This window comes from Shewanella sp. Isolate11, assembly GCF_022398315.1.
GTDB lineage: Bacteria > Pseudomonadota > Gammaproteobacteria > Enterobacterales > Shewanellaceae > Shewanella.
In genome coordinates this window covers 223903-240323 of record NZ_JAKEVF010000004.1, presented here as the reverse complement: position 1 = coordinate 240323, position 16421 = coordinate 223903, and the positions used below count along the sequence as shown (strand labels likewise).

Below are 16421 nucleotides of genomic sequence, written 5' to 3'. Positions count from 1 at the left end.
TACACCTGTAAACGCAGAACAAATAAAACTATGTCAACCACTTGTATTTAAAAACAAAATAAAAGTAGTGCTACTTTTATTGGCACAAGCTGGGGAGACGTTTTTTGTTACCTAACGCCTGCTGCATAAACAGTGTTTTCACAGGCGAAAAGTTATCAACCAGATTTAACCCTAAATCGCGTACCGCTTTCTTAATTGGATTACTGCCTTCGAATAATCGTTTAAAGCCTTCCATCGCAGCAATCATCTCTAAGGCATCGGCTTTGCGCCAACGTTCAAGAGCCCGTAAATTCGCGTATTCACCAATATCTTTACCCTTGGCTTTGAGTTCGATAAGGGTTTCGATAATCGCTGCGGCATCGAGAAAACCTAAGTTAACCCCCTGCCCAGCTAAAGGATGTATGGTATGAGCCGCATCGCCGGCGAGTAACAAACGATGGCGGGCAAAATGACGGGCATAACGCATGCGCAATGGGAAAGCCTGAGCTTGGCCTTCTAACTTGCACAAACCCAATTTGCCATCGAAAGCAGCGGTAAGACTACGTTCAAACTGAACCGGATCGGCAGCCAGTAAGCTATTGGCTTTTTCCGGTGGTAATGACCACACAATTGAACAGAGGTTATCTTCAAACAGCGGTAAAAACGCCAGAGGGCCATCGCTTAAAAAAGCTTGGCGTGCCGTGTGGTTATGGGGTAGTTCAGTGCGAATAGCCGCCACGATCGCATGGTGACCATAATCCCAAAATGTCATCGGGATCTTACACTGTTCGCGCACCCAGGAATTTGCGCCATCGGCACCGATCACCAATGCCGCCGACAAGTTGTCACCATTATCCAAGGTTAGCCAAGCTTCGCGCTCGCCAAAGGCTATTTTATCGAGGCGACGATTTTCAAGATAAGTGATATTACTCAGTTCAGCTGCACGAGTTGCCAGTGCGTAGCTGATATTATCGTTTTCGATAATACTGCCAAGGCTCTGCTCGCTAATGCTGTGGGCATCGAAACCAATTTTACCTAAGCCATCTTTGTCCCATACCGCCATTTTCTGATAGGGTCCAACACGTGTTTCATCGATATAAGCCCAAGCACCGAGATGGGTTAATAAGCGCTGACTAGCCTTGTTGATCGCACTAACTCTCAGGCGTGCCGCGCCAGAAACCGCATGGGTTTCGCCAGCGTCGATAACCACAACCCGCAACTCTTCCATGGCAAGGCCAATCGCAGTGGCTAAGCCCACCATGCCACCGCCGATTATTGCTACATCATAGGTTTGTGTGTTGAACATTAACTTATATCCTTTCATCAAGCTGAGCATCATAATTAGCACCAGCTAAACGGTAAAATTATCCTTTCCAGCCCATGGCTTTTCGGGCGATTGGCGTTTTCAGCGGCGGACACCAAGACAGCAAACGTAAGCCTAAATTGCGTCCAGCAACCAGCGGCCAATGTTGATTAGAGAAACCACGCACTAAAAATTCCACATTGTTAATGGTCGACTCTCGATCATCGACTCGCTGAGCCAGATATTGGTGAGTTAATTTTGCGCCGCCAATATCTTCATTCTGTTCTAGCGCTTGACGCACCTCAGCGATCAAAGCGACTAAGTCACGTAAACCCAGGTTAAATCCTTGTCCGGCAATAGGATGCAGTGTTTGGGCTGCGTTGCCGATAAATACGGTGCGCTGATAAATGGGTCTGGTCATATAGGACAGCATCAAGGGATAGCTGTAACGCTGACCTACATCGATAAAGGCGCCAGCGCGGAAACCAAAATCTTGCTGCAATGTTTGCAAGAACTCTGCTTTGGAAGCGGCTAACATCTGCTGCGCTTTTTCAGGCGCTAACGCCCACACCAAAGAGACTCGCGGCTGACCATCGATATTAGCCATAGGTAAAATGGCTAATGGGCCGCTATCGGTAAAGCGCTCGTAAGCCCACTGTTGATGAGCTCTATCGGTAGCAACATTGGCCACAATCGCCACCTGTTGAAAATCCACTTGCTCAAGTGGCAGCTTAGCATCGCGCCTCACAACAGAATGATGTCCATCGGCGGCAACCACCAGCTTGGCCGAGAGTCGCTGCCCATCTACCAATAACAATTGATTGGCCTCGATTCCGGCTTCCATCTGCGCCAATTTGGCGGGACAGAACAAACTCACTTGCGCTTGCTGTAGTTGATTAAATAGCGCAGCACCGACTCGCTCAAGCTCGACCACTTGACCTAAATAAGGCAGATGAAAATCGCGAGCATTAAGGGTTGTCATGCCGAAGTGGCCACGATCGGACACATGAATGTTTTCGATGGCGGTACCCAGATGCGCTAAGTGCGGCCAAATGCCGAGTCGGGTTAGCTCGAAAATAGAACCTTGAGCCACGGCGATAGAGCGGGCATCGAAACCTTGATGCGGTTGATTTTTTTGGGTATTAATCTCGGGACTATGGGCTTCGATAAGGGCGATGTTTAACGGCTGTTTAAGCTCTTTGGCTAAATTGGCCAACCCAAGGGCCAGCGTCGCCCCCGCCATGGCTCCACCGACGATGGCGATATCAAATTGTTGGATTTCAGTTGAGGTCGAGGTGGTCATTCACTTTCTCTTACAAGCAAACTTGCTCGTCTGCCTGACACAAGGGAGTCTATCGTATCTTAATGAATCAAAGGATCTTCATCTTTAATCTCGCTCGGCTCTGGGCCAAACTCGGCATAGCAATGTAACGCCGCCATACGCGAAAACTCCATCAATTCGATATAGGCTGCTTCTGATTCTTCATCTTCGACGACATCAAATTCGACTTGAGCGATCTCAGCCAGATCGTTAATGACCTCTTTAACATCTTTCGAAGCACGATTTAACTTAGGCTGCACCATAGCTAAACCGGTAAGGAAGCTTTGTACCCATAAGGATAGCGCTTCGACACGCTTGCTTAATGACTCTTCCTCTTCCGGAGCCATTGGCGTAAAGCCAAAATCAGCATCGGTAATACGAGCTAAGGTATCTTGATAGAGTTCTTCAATTAATTGCGTTAACGAAGGAGGAGGCAATTGACCATCGTTAATCAGCTCCAGCAACGGCTTTAACCATTCGCTTTTTGCTTGACCCACACCACCACAGATAAGACCCACTAACGAGCCATGCACTTCCACTGGATGTTGAGCAATTTCGGCACCTTTGAGCTCAGTTAATAAGCTGTCGATACTTAAAGAGGGAGGCGTTGCCATATCTAATTCCAATCCTATTTTATCTATGTCCATGCTAGCAGATGTGACCCATTCGACCAAGGCGAAAAGCGCACTAAGCTCACAGAGTATGAACACCAATCAAAGATGCCTGATGAGCATTTTTTAATAAAAATAATAGAAAAATAAAAAAGCCAGAAGACAATAGCTTATCTTCTGGCTTTATCGCTTATAACGCTAAGCGCACAACCTGAGGTTGTTCAATTTGGAATGCTCCCCAAGATGCCGTTTCTCGGTGTAGCCCTTGAACCGTAGGTTCAAGGCGGGTAAATGATTAAATCCTAAGGCTTCTCGGTTCGTGCCGAGCTTGCGCAATGTCATTAAAGCATTCACCCTGAGTTTGTAAATATCGGCACAGGGACATAACCGATTCACGCACACCACAGGGAGCAAAGTTGTTGTCTGGGCATTATCTCGCCAAAAGCTGATAACACCGAATTAACCGACTAGGGTTAATTATTATTGAGGTGGAATAACCTCGCTATCGACTTACCGCCTAGTCTAATCTTCTTTCGCAGAACGCTCAACCAGTGCGTCTTCTAAAGTGGACTGTAATAAGCCGATTTTGCTGTCCATCTGCTTAATATAATCCTGATTTTTCTGCTGTTCTTCTAGCAGCTCATAACCAATATTTAATGCGGCCATGATAGCGATTTCTTCCCGACTCAAGTTATTTGTTCGGGCACGAAGAGTGCTCAACTGTTTTTCCAGTTTTGCCGCTACATGACGCAAGGCATCTTCTTGCCCCAATGGACAAGCGATGGAGTAGGTACGGCCCAATAAGCTAATCTCTATAGCATGGCTACTCATTGCGATGTAGATCCTTTTATCGTGTTGTTGAGCGGACTATATCGGTCTGTATCTGAAAGTGCAATAAGACTCGACGGCGAATAGCCCTTTGTTAGATTAAATGTTGTTTAGATAACCAATAATAGTCATTTCTCAACAAGATGGGACGTAATACCAATCAGTATAGGAAAGTGATCTACTCAGCATGCTTTAAGGTAACTCATTCAAGGCGAATAGATGATTAAATTGGTTATTCCCTTGTGATACCAATCGCATTCATTATCTGATCACTAATTTACTTTGATTGGTATGAGGTCATTCAACGCAGAAGTAGGCAGCCAAAAACACGCCTAAAAGACGGGTTTTAGCGCTAGATCTACATCCTACCTAGCGCTACACTGACCCTATAACTCGCTAATTTTTGTGTTGATATTTATGTCGGCTTTACCTCGAGCGACAGCACAACTCAGTGCTCGTCAAATCCTTAGACAGACAATTCGCCAAGCTCGTCGCAGTCTGAGTCAAACCCAACAACAGGATTTTTCCGCCCAAGCTAGTCTGCAAGTCATTTCACTAATCAAACAACAGCAAGCTAAACGGGTGGCCTTGTATCTCAGTAACGATGGAGAGCTCGATACTCAGCCTTTAATCGAAGCGCTTTGGCAACTTGACATTGAAGTCTACCTACCGCGATTACATCCTTTTAGCCCCGGAAATCTTATCTTTCTTCGCTATCAACCACACACCCAGTTGCAAACGAATACCTTGAAGATTAAAGAGCCGAAACTGGATATTCGGCAGATGGTGTTAGCCCATGAATTGGATATAGTGGTCACCCCGTTGGTAGCCTTCGACGCCCAAGGAAATCGCATGGGAATGGGCGGCGGCTATTACGACAGAACCTTAGCCAACTGGCAAACCATTGGTAAACCTTATCCTCTTGGCTTCGCTCATGACTGCCAGCAAGTACAGCAACTGCCCGTCGAACATTGGGATGTCCCACTGCCATTAATTGTGACTCCGACCCAGATCATTAAAAATGGTCATAAAGCTATTAACAATTTGCTATGACGACTAAACTGAGTCATAACTTAATAACTAATGAGTTGATAAATAGCGTAAATAATCATAGCTAGACTCATGAAATCGATTCTAGTTACCGATTAAAAGGAGTTTTCCCATGAAAAAAATAGCGTGGCTGCTACCTCTATTATGGCTGGCATTATCGGCCTGTAGCAGTTCTGATAATATGGCCATTGGTGACAATAGCCAAAATGCCTTAGATTGGCCCGGTGTCTATGCAGGAGAATTACCTTGCGGTAACTGTAAGGCTACTAAAGTGTTTTTACAGATTAATAGCGATAATACCTACGAGCTCACCCTACGCGAAGAAGATTTAGACGGTCGAGATCAAGCCCCTACAATTCAACAAGGCACATTTACCTGGAGTAAAAGTGGTAGCACGATCACCTTAGATAGAAAGGTATGGCCAAAACAATTCCTCGTCGGTGAAAACCAACTGTTTATGCTCGATGATGGCGGCAAGCGTATCACTGGTGATTTAGCAGCAAAATACCGTTTAATCAAAGACTAGCTTGTTATTCGGCGCAAATAGCTATTATCTAAGATATTTAAACCATTGCGATGTGTAATACTAATCACAGCAAGTATTCAGGTAAGTAACAACTCAATAAAAAGGCTCAACATCAAGATGTTGAGCCTTTTTATTACTATTCCAGCAGCGACTTACACCAAAGTTTTTCACAGGGCATCTCGCCCACTTTGGTCTCAAATCCCTGGCAGTTTTCCGTAAAATATTGCGCCTCTTGGCAAGAGCTCATCTGCAAACATTGCATACGAGCATCACACTTAAATACCACATTACTGAGATCTTGTTTGCCAACATAATATTCTGAACCCGCAGGGAATAACCCTGCGGGCGGCTTAGTAGTGATCTCATCACTCACATCATAATTGATAACCATTAAATAGAAGATATTTGCCAAGATAAGCGGCACGATCACTAAAGAGAGCTTGGTCTGCCAACTGACTTTTTTTAAGCCATTAAATTGCGTTTCAGGCTCGAAAGGAGAAGTTAACTTGATTGGATTGCCTAAATCTACCTCACCAGTGAGAATTTTGGTACCTCGAAGGCTATCTTTCCACTGGCGATAAACAATGGCTTCACCTTCTTGAGGCAAGTATTCATAGGGGAAAAGATGAACCCCTAAGATTCGTACCTCGGCAGAGCCATCATCGGGGGCAATAAAGCCCACTTGCTGCCTTTCATCCCAACGAACAAGCTTTCCTCGCTTTAATCTAATATCCATATTACGTCCGCCTAATTAACCCCATCAAGGATAGCGTGTCACTTAAGCTCACCACTTAAGTCTTCACTTACACGACTAATGGAGCAAAACTACGGTTATCCCGCTTAACGAGCAATCCTAGGCTCGTTAAATTAACCTCTTAAATATCACTGCATTAAATATAATAACAGATGTAAAATTGAGCAAGTTATCAATTCCATTCACTCATTAAACCTGCCAATCGATCGGCTGATCACCTTGCTTACTCAGTAACTGGTTAATGTATGAAAAATGCTTACAGCCAAAGAAGCCTCGATATGCCGATAACGGCGACGGATGCGGCCCAGAAAGCACCTTATGCTGAGCAGCAGTGATCCCTTTACCTTTCTTTATCGCATGACCACCCCATAGCACAAAGATAATAGGCCGAGTTTGCTGATTCAATAGGGCAAGCGCATTGTCGGTAAATGTCTCCCAGCCAGATTTTGCATGGGAATGAGCCTTACCCTGCTCTACAGTCAACACAGTATTTAGCATCAACACCCCCTGTTCGGCCCATTTAGCCAAATAGCCATGGTTAGGAATAATGAAGCCTGAGATATCTTCTGCCAGCTCTTTATACATATTCACTAACGAAGGCGGCGTTTTCACTCCCGGTTTTACCGAAAAACACAGACCATGTGCCTGACCCTCACCGTGATAGGGATCTTGGCCAATCAGCACCACTCGTACTCGCTCAAGTGGCGTAGCCTTAAATGCATTAAACACCTCATCATCGGCAGGATAAATGGCTTTGCCTTCCGCCCGCTGCTGAGCCACAAAAGTCTGTAATTTCTGAAAGTATTCCAGCTGAGATTGCTGCTCGATAAACTCATTCCAACTGCTGATGTGTTCCATAAGCTTATTGTTATTCCTCTCTAATTTGATTGATGCAGCCTAGCTAAGCTGGTGCTAAGCGCTATTATCCGCTGTTCGGTAGATAAGATCGAGGGCAGCGCAAAATTGCCGATTTAGATCCCATAACCTTAAAATTGATGATTCACTATCGGCTAATTTAAGTTACTATCAGAGCCATTACATTCACTCATTTATGAGCAAAAGCATGTCAGAACAGCAAAAAGAAACTACCATTTTTGAACTCGCAGATCAGTTTATTGCCCTTGCTAACGAACTCACAGCACAAGAGCAAGATGTCGGTAAAGTCGGCACTGCACTCCGTTTTGCAGCGGCTCGTTTTAACGCCTTCGAAGCGTCATTAAAAGCGGCAGACTTAGCTGCAGAGAAACAAACTGCGCTAGAGTGGTTTACCAATGAATACAAAGATATGCTTAGCGACAACCTCGATGATCATATCGACAACCCGCCTCAGGCTGAACCGGCTAAAGATGACGCGGTACAAGTTTATAACGGCTAAATAGCACTTTAGCTACGATAAAAACAACCACCTTGGTATAAGGTGGTTTTTTATTATCTGTACATTTTAATCTCGCGACCTTTCATACAGGAAACGCTGGGATTAAGGCATAAAAAAACCAGCCTAACTAATACTTGTAAGTACTAATAAAAGGCTGGTTTTTATCAAGCATTAGCGGTTTAACCCGCTAGTAGCACCTTATCCTTGAGGACGCATCGCTGGGAACAAGATAACGTCACGAATGGTTTGAGCGTTAGCAAACAGCATCACCAGGCGGTCGATACCGATACCTTGGCCCGCCGTTGGCGGCAGACCATGTTCTAGTGCCGTAATGTAGTCAGCATCGTAGAACATGGCTTCGTCGTCACCAGCATCTTTAGCATCAACCTGCGCCTTGAAACGGCTGTCTTGATCTTCGGCATCGTTAAGCTCAGAGAAACCGTTAGCCACTTCGCGGCCACCGATAAAGAACTCAAAACGGTCGGTGAAAAACGGGTTGTCATCGCTGCGACGTGCCAATGGTGAGATATCCGCAGGGTAACCAGTGATAAACGTCGGTTGAATAAGCTTAGGCTCAGCCGTTTCACCGAAGATCTCTTCCAGTAACTGGCCACAAGTCCAAAACTTCTCAACTTCTACGTGCACAGACTTAGCAATTTTCACCAATAGGTCACGATCTTGCACATCTGCCACAGACATCGCTTGAATATCGGCGTGATCTGGGTTGTAGTGCTTAATCGCTTCTAACATGGTCATACGTGCATATGGACCACCAAACTCAACCATCTCTACAGCATCATCTTTACCGTAAGGCACAGCTGTTTCACCGTGGATCTCTAACGCGATGCTCTTTAACATAGCTTCGGTTAGATCCATCAAATCGTTATAGTCGGCATAAGCCATATAGAATTCCATCATGGTGAATTCTGGATTATGACGTGGCGACAGACCTTCGTTACGGAAGTTACGGTTGATCTCAAATACACGCTCAAAACCACCGACAACTAAACGCTTAAGGTATAGCTCTGGCGCGATACGCAGATACATTTCGATATCCAGCGCATTGTGGTGAGTGATAAATGGACGCGCAGATGCACCACCAGGAATGCTATGCATCATTGGCGTTTCTACTTCCATAAACTCATTTTTTACCATGAAGTTACGAATAGCTGTCACCACTTTCGAACGAATAATGAAAGTGTTACGTGAATCTTCGTTAACGATCAAATCAACATAACGCTGACGATAACGCATCTCTTGGTCAGTTAAGCCATGGAACTTCTCAGGCAACGGACGCAATGCTTTAGTCAGCAATTGATAATCTTCCATGTTGACATAAAGATCGCCTTTGCCTGACAGGTGTAGCTGGCCAGTCACACCAATGATGTCACCGATATCTAAACCTTGGTACTTAGCTTTAAGCTCTTTCTGTACCTCTTTACCAGCATAAGCCTGAATACGACCGCTTACATCTTGGATAACTAAGAAAGGACCACGCTTAGCCATAATACGGCCTGCGATAGAGCGCTGGATATTCATGCCTTCCAGTTCTTCTTTACTGTACTGACCATACTCGGCTTGAATATCGGCAGCCTTATGTTTTCGATCGAAGTTGTTTGGGTGACCGTTAGCAGGGCAAGAAGCGCGAACGTGTTCTAACTTGGCACGGCGCTCTGCAATTAACTTGTTTTCATCTTGAGTTTGTTCAGTCATCTTCTTCTCTCGTTAAAGGCCAGATTTCAGGCTAGCTTCAATAAACTTGTCCAGATCGCCGTCGAGGACGCTCTGAGTATTTCGATTTTCAACGCCGGTACGCAAATCTTTAATACGTGCATCATCGAGCACATATGAACGGATTTGGCTACCCCAACCGATATCAGACTTAGCATCTTCGGCAGCTTGCTTGTCGGCGTTTTGTTTAAGCATTTCTAGCTCATACAGCTTAGCTTTAAGCTGTTTCATTGCCGAGTCACGGTTCTTATGTTGCGAACGGTCGTTTTGGCACTGCACTACCGTGTTGGTAGGCAAGTGAGTAATACGGATCGCCGACTCGGTTTTGTTAACGTGCTGTCCACCCGCACCCGAGGCGCGATAGGTATCAATACGCAGATCTGCCGGATTGATATCGATCTCAATAGAATCATCAATCTCTGGATATACGAATACCGAACAGAACGACGTATGACGCTTGCCCGATGAATCGAACGGCGACTTACGTACTAAACGGTGTACCCCAGTTTCGGTGCGTAATGAACCGAAGGCGTACTCGCCAGTAAACTTGATGGTCGCGCCTTTGATACCGGCTACATCACCATCCGTCACTTCGATAAGCTCAGGTTTATAACCTTTAGCCTCACCCCAGCGTAAATACATACGCAGTACCATATTGGCCCAATCTTGAGCCTCAGTACCGCCCGAACCCGATTGAATATCCAAGTAACAATCTGCCGCATCATTGGGGCCTGAGAACATACGACGAAATTCGAGCTCTTCCAAACGTTTCTCAAGCTGCGCTAGTTCACTGCTTGCATCGTTGAAGGTATCTTCATCGTCTTCTTCAACCGCGAGTTCCAACAAGCCCTCGACATCCTCAAGGCCACTATCCATATCATCGATAGTCTTAACCACGGCTTCTAAAGAGGCACGCTCTTTACCTAAAGCCTGAGCATTTTCAGGGTTGTTCCAAACTTCTGCGCTTTCTAACTCTCGGCTAACTTCTTCTAGACGCTCATTCTTGGCATCGTAGTCAAAGATACCCCCGAAGGACTTGGGTACGATCCGCCAATTCCTTGATTTTAAATTTTACTGGATTTACTTCAAACATGACTCTTCTACTTAAAAACTGTGGTTCTGCTTAAAATTTTAGGCAGGAGTGCAAACCGCGTATTTTAACTCAATCGCCCCTGTTCGCATAGGGGCAGAACCCGCTGATTTGTGCTTATTTCATAGGATAAAGTACAGGATCATAAAACGCTGTTTTTTCAAATAGTCATCATAGGGTCTGTAGAACTTTAATAGTGAAGTTTTGTTCGAGATAAGCTCATCAGTAAGAGAGCAGCCCCTAGCCATTATCGACTTAGTCCCTGAGCGGATTTAATTATGCTGGCTATACTTTTCTCTATGAACGATATGACAAAATGTTGCTACCACGAAGATGAAGGTTTCAGCTGCAACGAGCCAGCCGAAGCTTCAGGTTTGTGTTATTGGCACGATCCCAAAATCATCAAGAACAAACCTGAAGATATTGCCCGATTGGAACAATTTGCTCGTGATGGCGGCATGCTCAGGGGGATCAGTCTTAAAAGTGCTCATCTGCCCGGTGTCGATCTGGTGCGTCATCGCCACAAAGTCGGCTACGATATGACTCATGCAGAACTGTATCGCGCCAACCTCCATGGCGCACACATGTTCAATCTTAACCTGAAACACGCCAGTTTAATGAAGGCCGATCTGCGTGATGCCAATGTGCATTTTGCCAATTTGGAAAACGCCAATCTGTTGGGCGTAAAGTGGAAAGGCGCCAAAATAGAAAACATCCATACCGGCAATATCATTAAACAGGAACGTCTCGCCAGACATGCCGAACACTTGGGTGAAAAAGAGATCGCTATCGATTATTTTGAGCAGGCGGAGGAGATCTACCGAGACCTTCGTAAAGCCGCCGAACGGGAAGGGTTATTTGCCATGGCGGGCAATTATTTGCGCAAAGAGCTCACCATGCGTCGTCATCAAATGCCCAGATTGAGTGGACCAAGAGTATTATCGAAAATCATCGACCTCTTCTGTGGCTATGGCGAGGCACCTGTACGGGTGATTATTTTCTCTATGTTGTTGATCTTAGTCTGTGCCCTGCTCTATCTGTTCACTGGTCTCAACTACGACGGTCATATTCACATCTTTAAGTTCAGCAACGAATTCGGCACCAATATTAAGCTGTTCCTTAACTGTCTCTATTACTCTGTGGTCACCTTCACCACCTTAGGTTATGGCGACTTCACCCCTATTGGCTATTCACGCGCCATCGCCGCCATGGAAGCCTTCACCGGCAGCTTCACTATTGCGCTTTTCGTCGTGGTATTTGTGAAGAAAATGACCCGCTAATAACGTCATAACCTCTTATGATGTTGCATTAGCTGACCTAAATCACAGTCTACGCCTACAGTTGACGCCTTAGATCTCAATGGTCACAGCTTGTGTGAAACCCACCACAAAAACGACACAAAAAACCACTACTAAGACCTGTGCTGAAAAAAGCTCTGGGTATACTCAAGTAAAAGCTAAATCTACAGATAGCTCAATCAAGGTGATGGATAGCCAAACAGATAAACTCTTTTGAAAAGGTCGCAATAAATGATTGAAATCAGTTTTGACGGTAAATTAGCCAAGGCAGAAAAAGGTGAAAACTTACTCACCTGCGCCATCAATGCTGGCGTGGCCATTCCTCATCTGTGCCACCACACTCAAAGCGGCGACCAATCCCAAGGCCAACAAAGCTGCGGCCTATGTTATGTCGAGATCACCGATATCGATGGTCAGCGCGCCACAGTTAAAGCCTGTGAAACTCAAGTCGGTGAAGCTATCAGTGTGATCACCCATTCGGCGGCATTAAGTAAAATACGTCAGGCATCCCTAAAACATCTACTCAGCGACCACTTTGCCGATTGTGAAGCCCCCTGCCAGCAAGCTTGCCCAGCTGGCGTAGATGTTCAGTCGTATCTGTACCAAATTTCCCAAGGTAATCATCAACAAGCGATTAAAATCATCAAAGACACCTTACCCTTGCCGCTGTCGATCGGCCGTGTCTGCCCAGCTTTCTGTGAAACCGCATGCCGCCGTGGTGAGCTTGATGAACCAGTGGCTATCAGACAACTAAAACGTCACGCCGCCGATTTCGATCTGCAAGGCGACAGTTATGTGCCTAAAAGACTGCCAGCTACGGGTAAAAAAGTGGCGATTGTCGGCAGTGGCCCTGCGGGGATCAGCGCTGGCTTCTATCTTTCCAATGCCGGAGTCGATGTGACCCTGTATGAGTCGATGCCCAAAGCAGGTGGCTGGTTACGCTACGGCATTCCAGAGTATCGTTTGCCTAAAGCTATTTTGGATCAAGAGATCGAACTCTTGTGCCAAAACGGCATGAAAATCGAGACCAACACCCGCTTGGGTAAAGATATCCATCTGGACAATTTGCTCAGCGATTTTGATGCTGTGTGTCTGGCTATCGGCGCTCAAAAAGCGGTTCCAATGAAATACCCTGGTGTAGACTTAGAAGGTTGCTACTTAGGCGTCGATTATCTTAAAGATCACTGCACTGAGCAGCGTTATGTTACCGGTAAAAAAGTGGCCGTTATCGGTGGTGGTAATACCGCAATCGATTGCGCTCGAACCGCACTACGTGAAGGTGCCGATGTCACCTTGGTTTATCGTCGTACTCGCGACGAGATGCCCGCAGAAGACTATGAAATTGAAGAAGCCGAACATGAGGGTGTGCGTTTCTACTTTCTAACCAATCCTATTGAAAATCATAGTGATGGAGATGGACGCATTAATGCAGTGACCTTTGAGAAAATGGCACTTGGCGAGCCAGATGCTTCTGGACGTCGTTCGCCTAGAGCCACAGGCGAAACGTTTACAGAGGCATTCGATACCGTGATCCCTGCGGTTTCGCAGATGCCAGACATGGCCTTCCTTAAAGATCCTCAGAGTCAGCTTTCTTCAGGCGAAGTAGCACTGACACGCTGGAATACCTTCGCCGGTTGTGAATACACCATGTCTTCCGGTGTCGAAAAGCTGTTTGTTCTAGGGGATTCACGCACAGGCCCAGCTACTGCCGTGGCGGCGGTAGCCGATGGTAAAAAGGCTGCTGAAGCGATTCAAAAACAGCTAAACGGCAGCTTGAGTTGCGCGCTCAACCCCAAGCCATTTAATGCCGAAAAACGCGGCTCGGCCAAACTGGATTGGAGTCATTTCCCACAGAAATCACACCAAGACAAAGCCAAGATGCCCGAACTGGCTCTCAGTGCTCGTAGCGGCAGTTTTGCCGAAATTGAACTCGGTTTCAGTGAAGATGCCGCACTTGCCGAAGCGGCTCGTTGTCTCGAGTGTGGTTGTCAGGCCAATACCGATTGTCAGCTAAGAGATTATGCCAGCGAATACCGTATCGACGGTAAAGCGATCGATGGTCAGCAACATCGTGCATTTGTGCAAGACAAAAGCTCCCCCTTTATCAACTTTGACCCTAACCGCTGTATCAGTTGCGGCGCTTGTGTCGCCATGTGCCACCAGCAGGCGGGTCATAATGCCATTAGTTTCGAACCCGATAGTTACCTCGCGCTACCCAATGGCGAGACACAGGGTAAACGCAATGCGCCACGGGCAGGATTTACCGCCACTATGGCCGATAGTCAATGTGTGCAGTGCGGTAACTGCGTGCAAGTGTGCCCAACGGGTGCGCTAACCGATGCTCGCGACAAAGCCCAAGGGCGTAAGACTGAACTACAGCAAACTTCAACTATCTGTACTTATTGCGGTATCGGCTGTCGAGTGAATCTATTGACCGATCCCGACACTCAACAAATTGTTCAGGTCAAAGGTGACCCTAACTCTCCGGTTAACCAAGGCATGTTGTGTGTTAAGGGCTGCTTTGGTTTCGACTTTATTAACAGCCCACAGCGTCTCACCACCCCCTTACTGCGTAAGAATGGTCAATTGGTTGAAGCCAGCTGGGATGAAGCACTACGCTTTATCGGCGATAAATTAATAGCAGTGAAAAACGAATATGGGAGCAATGCCATTGCGGGGCTCGCCTCTGCTAAGGCGACTAACGAAGATAACTATCTGTTCCAAAAGTTATTTAGAAGCGTGATAGGCACAAATAATATCGACCATTGTGCACGTCTGTGCCATGCATCGACCGTGAGTGCGCTGCAAGCTTCGCTGGGCAGCGGCGCCATGACCAATGATATTCCGTCTATCAAAGACTCTGAATTAATCTTTATTCTTGGCTCTGACACAGAAGCAGCGCACCCCATCATCGCCTCGAAAATCAAACAGGCTGTGAACCAACATGGCGCGCGCTTGGTGGTTGCCGATCCTAAACGTGTCAGTATTGCCGACAGCGCCGAGCTGTATCTGTGTCATCGCCCCGGTAGTGATGTGATGCTAATCAATGCCTTGATGCAGCAGATCATTCTCAACGACTGGCACGATCTCGATTACATCAATGCCCGAGTCGAAGGTTTTAGTGAACTCTATGACGAGGTGATGAAACCCGATTACAGCTTGGACAATGCCGCCCTGATCACAGGTGTAAACGCCGCAGACATAGCCAAATTAGCTCAGCTGATTGGCACTAGTTCAAAGACCGCCGTTTATTACGCCATGGGGATCACTCAGCATACCTCGGGCCATGATAACGTCACTGCCATTGCCAATCTGCAACTGCTGTGTGGCAACATAGGTATCAGTGGCGGTGGGATTAACCCATTGCGTGGCCAGAGTAATGTGCAGGGCGCCTGTGATATGGGCGCACTACCCAACTACTTTACCGGTTACCAAAAAGTCGATGATCCGCTGATCCAGCAGCGCTTTAGACAAGCCTGGGGACAAACTGAGCTGCCATCGGATGCGGGCATTTCCGCTACCGAGATGATGCATGCGCTGGCTCATGGTGAATTAAAAGCTCTCTATGTGATGGGTGAAAACCCGGTATTGAGCGATCCCGATCAGGCACACGTACTCAAAGGTTTGGCTAATGCCGAGCTGTTGATCGTGCAAGATATCTTTATGACCGAAACCGCTGAGCTTGCCGATGTGGTATTGCCTGCGGCCAGCTTTGCCGAGAAACAAGGACACTTTACTAATACCGAGCGCCGGGTACAGCAGCTACAAGCCGCCATTGCATCACCTGGACAAGCACGACTCGACTGGCAGATTATTCAAGCTATCGCCAACGCCATGGGCGCCGATTGGCAATATCAGGATGAACGGCAGATCTGGTTTGAGATCACACAAGTCACGCCGCAATATCGTGGTATCAGCTGGAGCAGTATCGACAGTAATACGCCCGATGGACGTCAAGGGATCCAATGGCCTTGCCCTGCCGAAGGCCATCCGGGAACGCCTATATTGCATACACAGGAATTTACTCGCGGCCAAGCCTTAATGAAGCCGGTAAGCTATCGCCTACCCGCCGAAATGCCTTGCGAAGAGTATCCCTTTATTTTGTCGACCGGCAGATTGCTGGAACAGTTCCACACAGGCACATTGACCCGCAAAACCGATGGACTCAATGAGCTGGCAACGCCTAAAGTGATGATTTCGGCATTCGACGCCGATAAACTAGCCATCAAAAATGGTGACACGCTTAAACTCAGCACCCGTCGAGGGAGTATCGAAATTGCTGCGTTTGTTACCAAGCGGGCGCAGGCGGGAGTATTGTTTTTACCGTTCCACTTTGCAGAAGCTGCGGCCAATAAGCTGACCAATAATGCCTTGGATCCGGTAGCGAAAATCCCCGAATTTAAGGTGTGTGCCTTAAAGGTTTCTAAAGTCGTAGATTCACAACTGGCTGACGCTTAATCAGTATTACAGACTGACAAATAAAAAGGCCGCAATATACATTGCGGCCTTTATTTATCTTATTGATTATCCGGCTTTCTTGCGAACTTTAACCAGT

Annotated in this window: 13 protein-coding genes and 1 other RNA gene; 5 read left to right on the top strand and 9 right to left on the bottom strand. The window is 46.6% G+C overall.

Annotation, left to right across the window (positions count from 1 at the left end; all coding sequences use genetic code 11):
* Positions 1 to 76: 76 nt before the first annotated feature.
* From L1D21_RS12020 to zapA, 5 genes are all read right to left on the bottom strand, one after another.
* Complete coding sequence (locus tag L1D21_RS12020) at positions 77 to 1285, bottom strand: FAD-dependent oxidoreductase (protein WP_239845489.1); 1209 nt, start codon at positions 1283 to 1285, stop codon at positions 77 to 79.
* A 58-nt stretch (positions 1286 to 1343) separates the two neighbouring features.
* A complete protein-coding gene (gene ubiH / locus L1D21_RS12015; RefSeq protein ID WP_239845488.1) occupies positions 1344 to 2585 on the bottom strand; it encodes a 2-octaprenyl-6-methoxyphenyl hydroxylase in 1242 nt (413 codons plus the stop codon).
* 59 nt (positions 2586 to 2644) lie between these two features.
* On the bottom strand, positions 2645 to 3217 hold the full coding sequence (locus tag L1D21_RS12010; protein WP_239845487.1) for a UPF0149 family protein: 573 nt from the start codon (positions 3215 to 3217) through the stop codon (positions 2645 to 2647).
* A 228-nt stretch (positions 3218 to 3445) separates the two neighbouring features.
* A non-coding RNA gene (ssrS, locus tag L1D21_RS12005) (6S RNA) lies at positions 3446 to 3627 on the bottom strand.
* A 109-nt stretch (positions 3628 to 3736) separates the two neighbouring features.
* Positions 3737 to 4045, bottom strand: coding sequence for a cell division protein ZapA (gene zapA, locus L1D21_RS12000; protein WP_239845486.1), 309 nt, complete (start codon positions 4043 to 4045; stop codon positions 3737 to 3739).
* 414 nt (positions 4046 to 4459) lie between these two features.
* Between zapA and L1D21_RS11995 the strand changes: the two genes are divergently transcribed.
* Positions 4460 to 5095 carry a 5-formyltetrahydrofolate cyclo-ligase gene (locus L1D21_RS11995; protein ID WP_239845485.1) on the top strand — a complete coding sequence of 212 codons (636 nt, stop codon included), beginning with the start codon at positions 4460 to 4462 and terminating at the stop codon, positions 5093 to 5095.
* A gap of 109 nt (positions 5096 to 5204) precedes the next feature.
* Positions 5205 to 5618, top strand: coding sequence for a copper resistance protein NlpE (locus L1D21_RS11990; protein ID WP_239845484.1), 414 nt, complete (start codon positions 5205 to 5207; stop codon positions 5616 to 5618).
* Positions 5619 to 5754: 136 nt separating this feature from the next.
* On the opposite strand, the gene L1D21_RS11985 is transcribed toward L1D21_RS11990, so the two are convergent.
* Positions 5755 to 6354, bottom strand: coding sequence for a hypothetical protein (locus L1D21_RS11985; RefSeq protein ID WP_239845483.1), 600 nt, complete (start codon positions 6352 to 6354; stop codon positions 5755 to 5757).
* 207 nt (positions 6355 to 6561) lie between these two features.
* On the bottom strand, positions 6562 to 7230 hold the full coding sequence (gene ung / locus L1D21_RS11980) for a uracil-DNA glycosylase (RefSeq protein ID WP_239845482.1): 669 nt from the start codon (positions 7228 to 7230) through the stop codon (positions 6562 to 6564).
* Positions 7231 to 7435: 205 nt separating this feature from the next.
* On the opposite strand from ung, the gene L1D21_RS11975 reads away from it, so the two are divergent.
* On the top strand, positions 7436 to 7747 hold the full coding sequence (locus L1D21_RS11975; RefSeq protein ID WP_239845480.1) for a DUF3144 domain-containing protein: 312 nt from the start codon (positions 7436 to 7438) through the stop codon (positions 7745 to 7747).
* A gap of 198 nt (positions 7748 to 7945) precedes the next feature.
* Here L1D21_RS11975 and lysS read toward each other — a convergent pair whose 3' ends face one another.
* Together lysS and prfB are read right to left on the bottom strand one after the other, a co-directional pair.
* The gene (gene lysS, locus L1D21_RS11970; protein ID WP_239845479.1) at positions 7946 to 9460 is read right to left on the bottom strand and encodes a lysine--tRNA ligase; all 1515 of its coding nucleotides are present in this window, start codon (positions 9458 to 9460) and stop codon (positions 7946 to 7948) included.
* Positions 9461 to 9472: 12 nt separating this feature from the next.
* A protein-coding gene (gene prfB / locus L1D21_RS11965) for a peptide chain release factor 2 (RefSeq protein ID WP_239845477.1) occupies positions 9473 to 10571 on the bottom strand; the annotation gives its coding sequence in 2 pieces (ribosomal slippage) (positions 9473 to 10495 and positions 10497 to 10571; 1098 coding nt in all).
* 296 nt (positions 10572 to 10867) lie between these two features.
* Here prfB and L1D21_RS11960 point away from each other — a divergent pair.
* Both L1D21_RS11960 and fdhF read left to right on the top strand, forming a co-directional pair.
* The gene (locus L1D21_RS11960) at positions 10868 to 11848 is read left to right on the top strand and encodes an ion channel (protein ID WP_239845604.1); all 981 of its coding nucleotides are present in this window, start codon (positions 10868 to 10870) and stop codon (positions 11846 to 11848) included.
* Between the two features lie 249 nt (positions 11849 to 12097).
* The gene (fdhF, locus tag L1D21_RS11955; protein ID WP_239845476.1) at positions 12098 to 16324 is read left to right on the top strand and encodes a formate dehydrogenase subunit alpha; all 4227 of its coding nucleotides are present in this window, start codon (positions 12098 to 12100) and stop codon (positions 16322 to 16324) included.
* Positions 16325 to 16421: the final 97 nt, after the last annotated feature.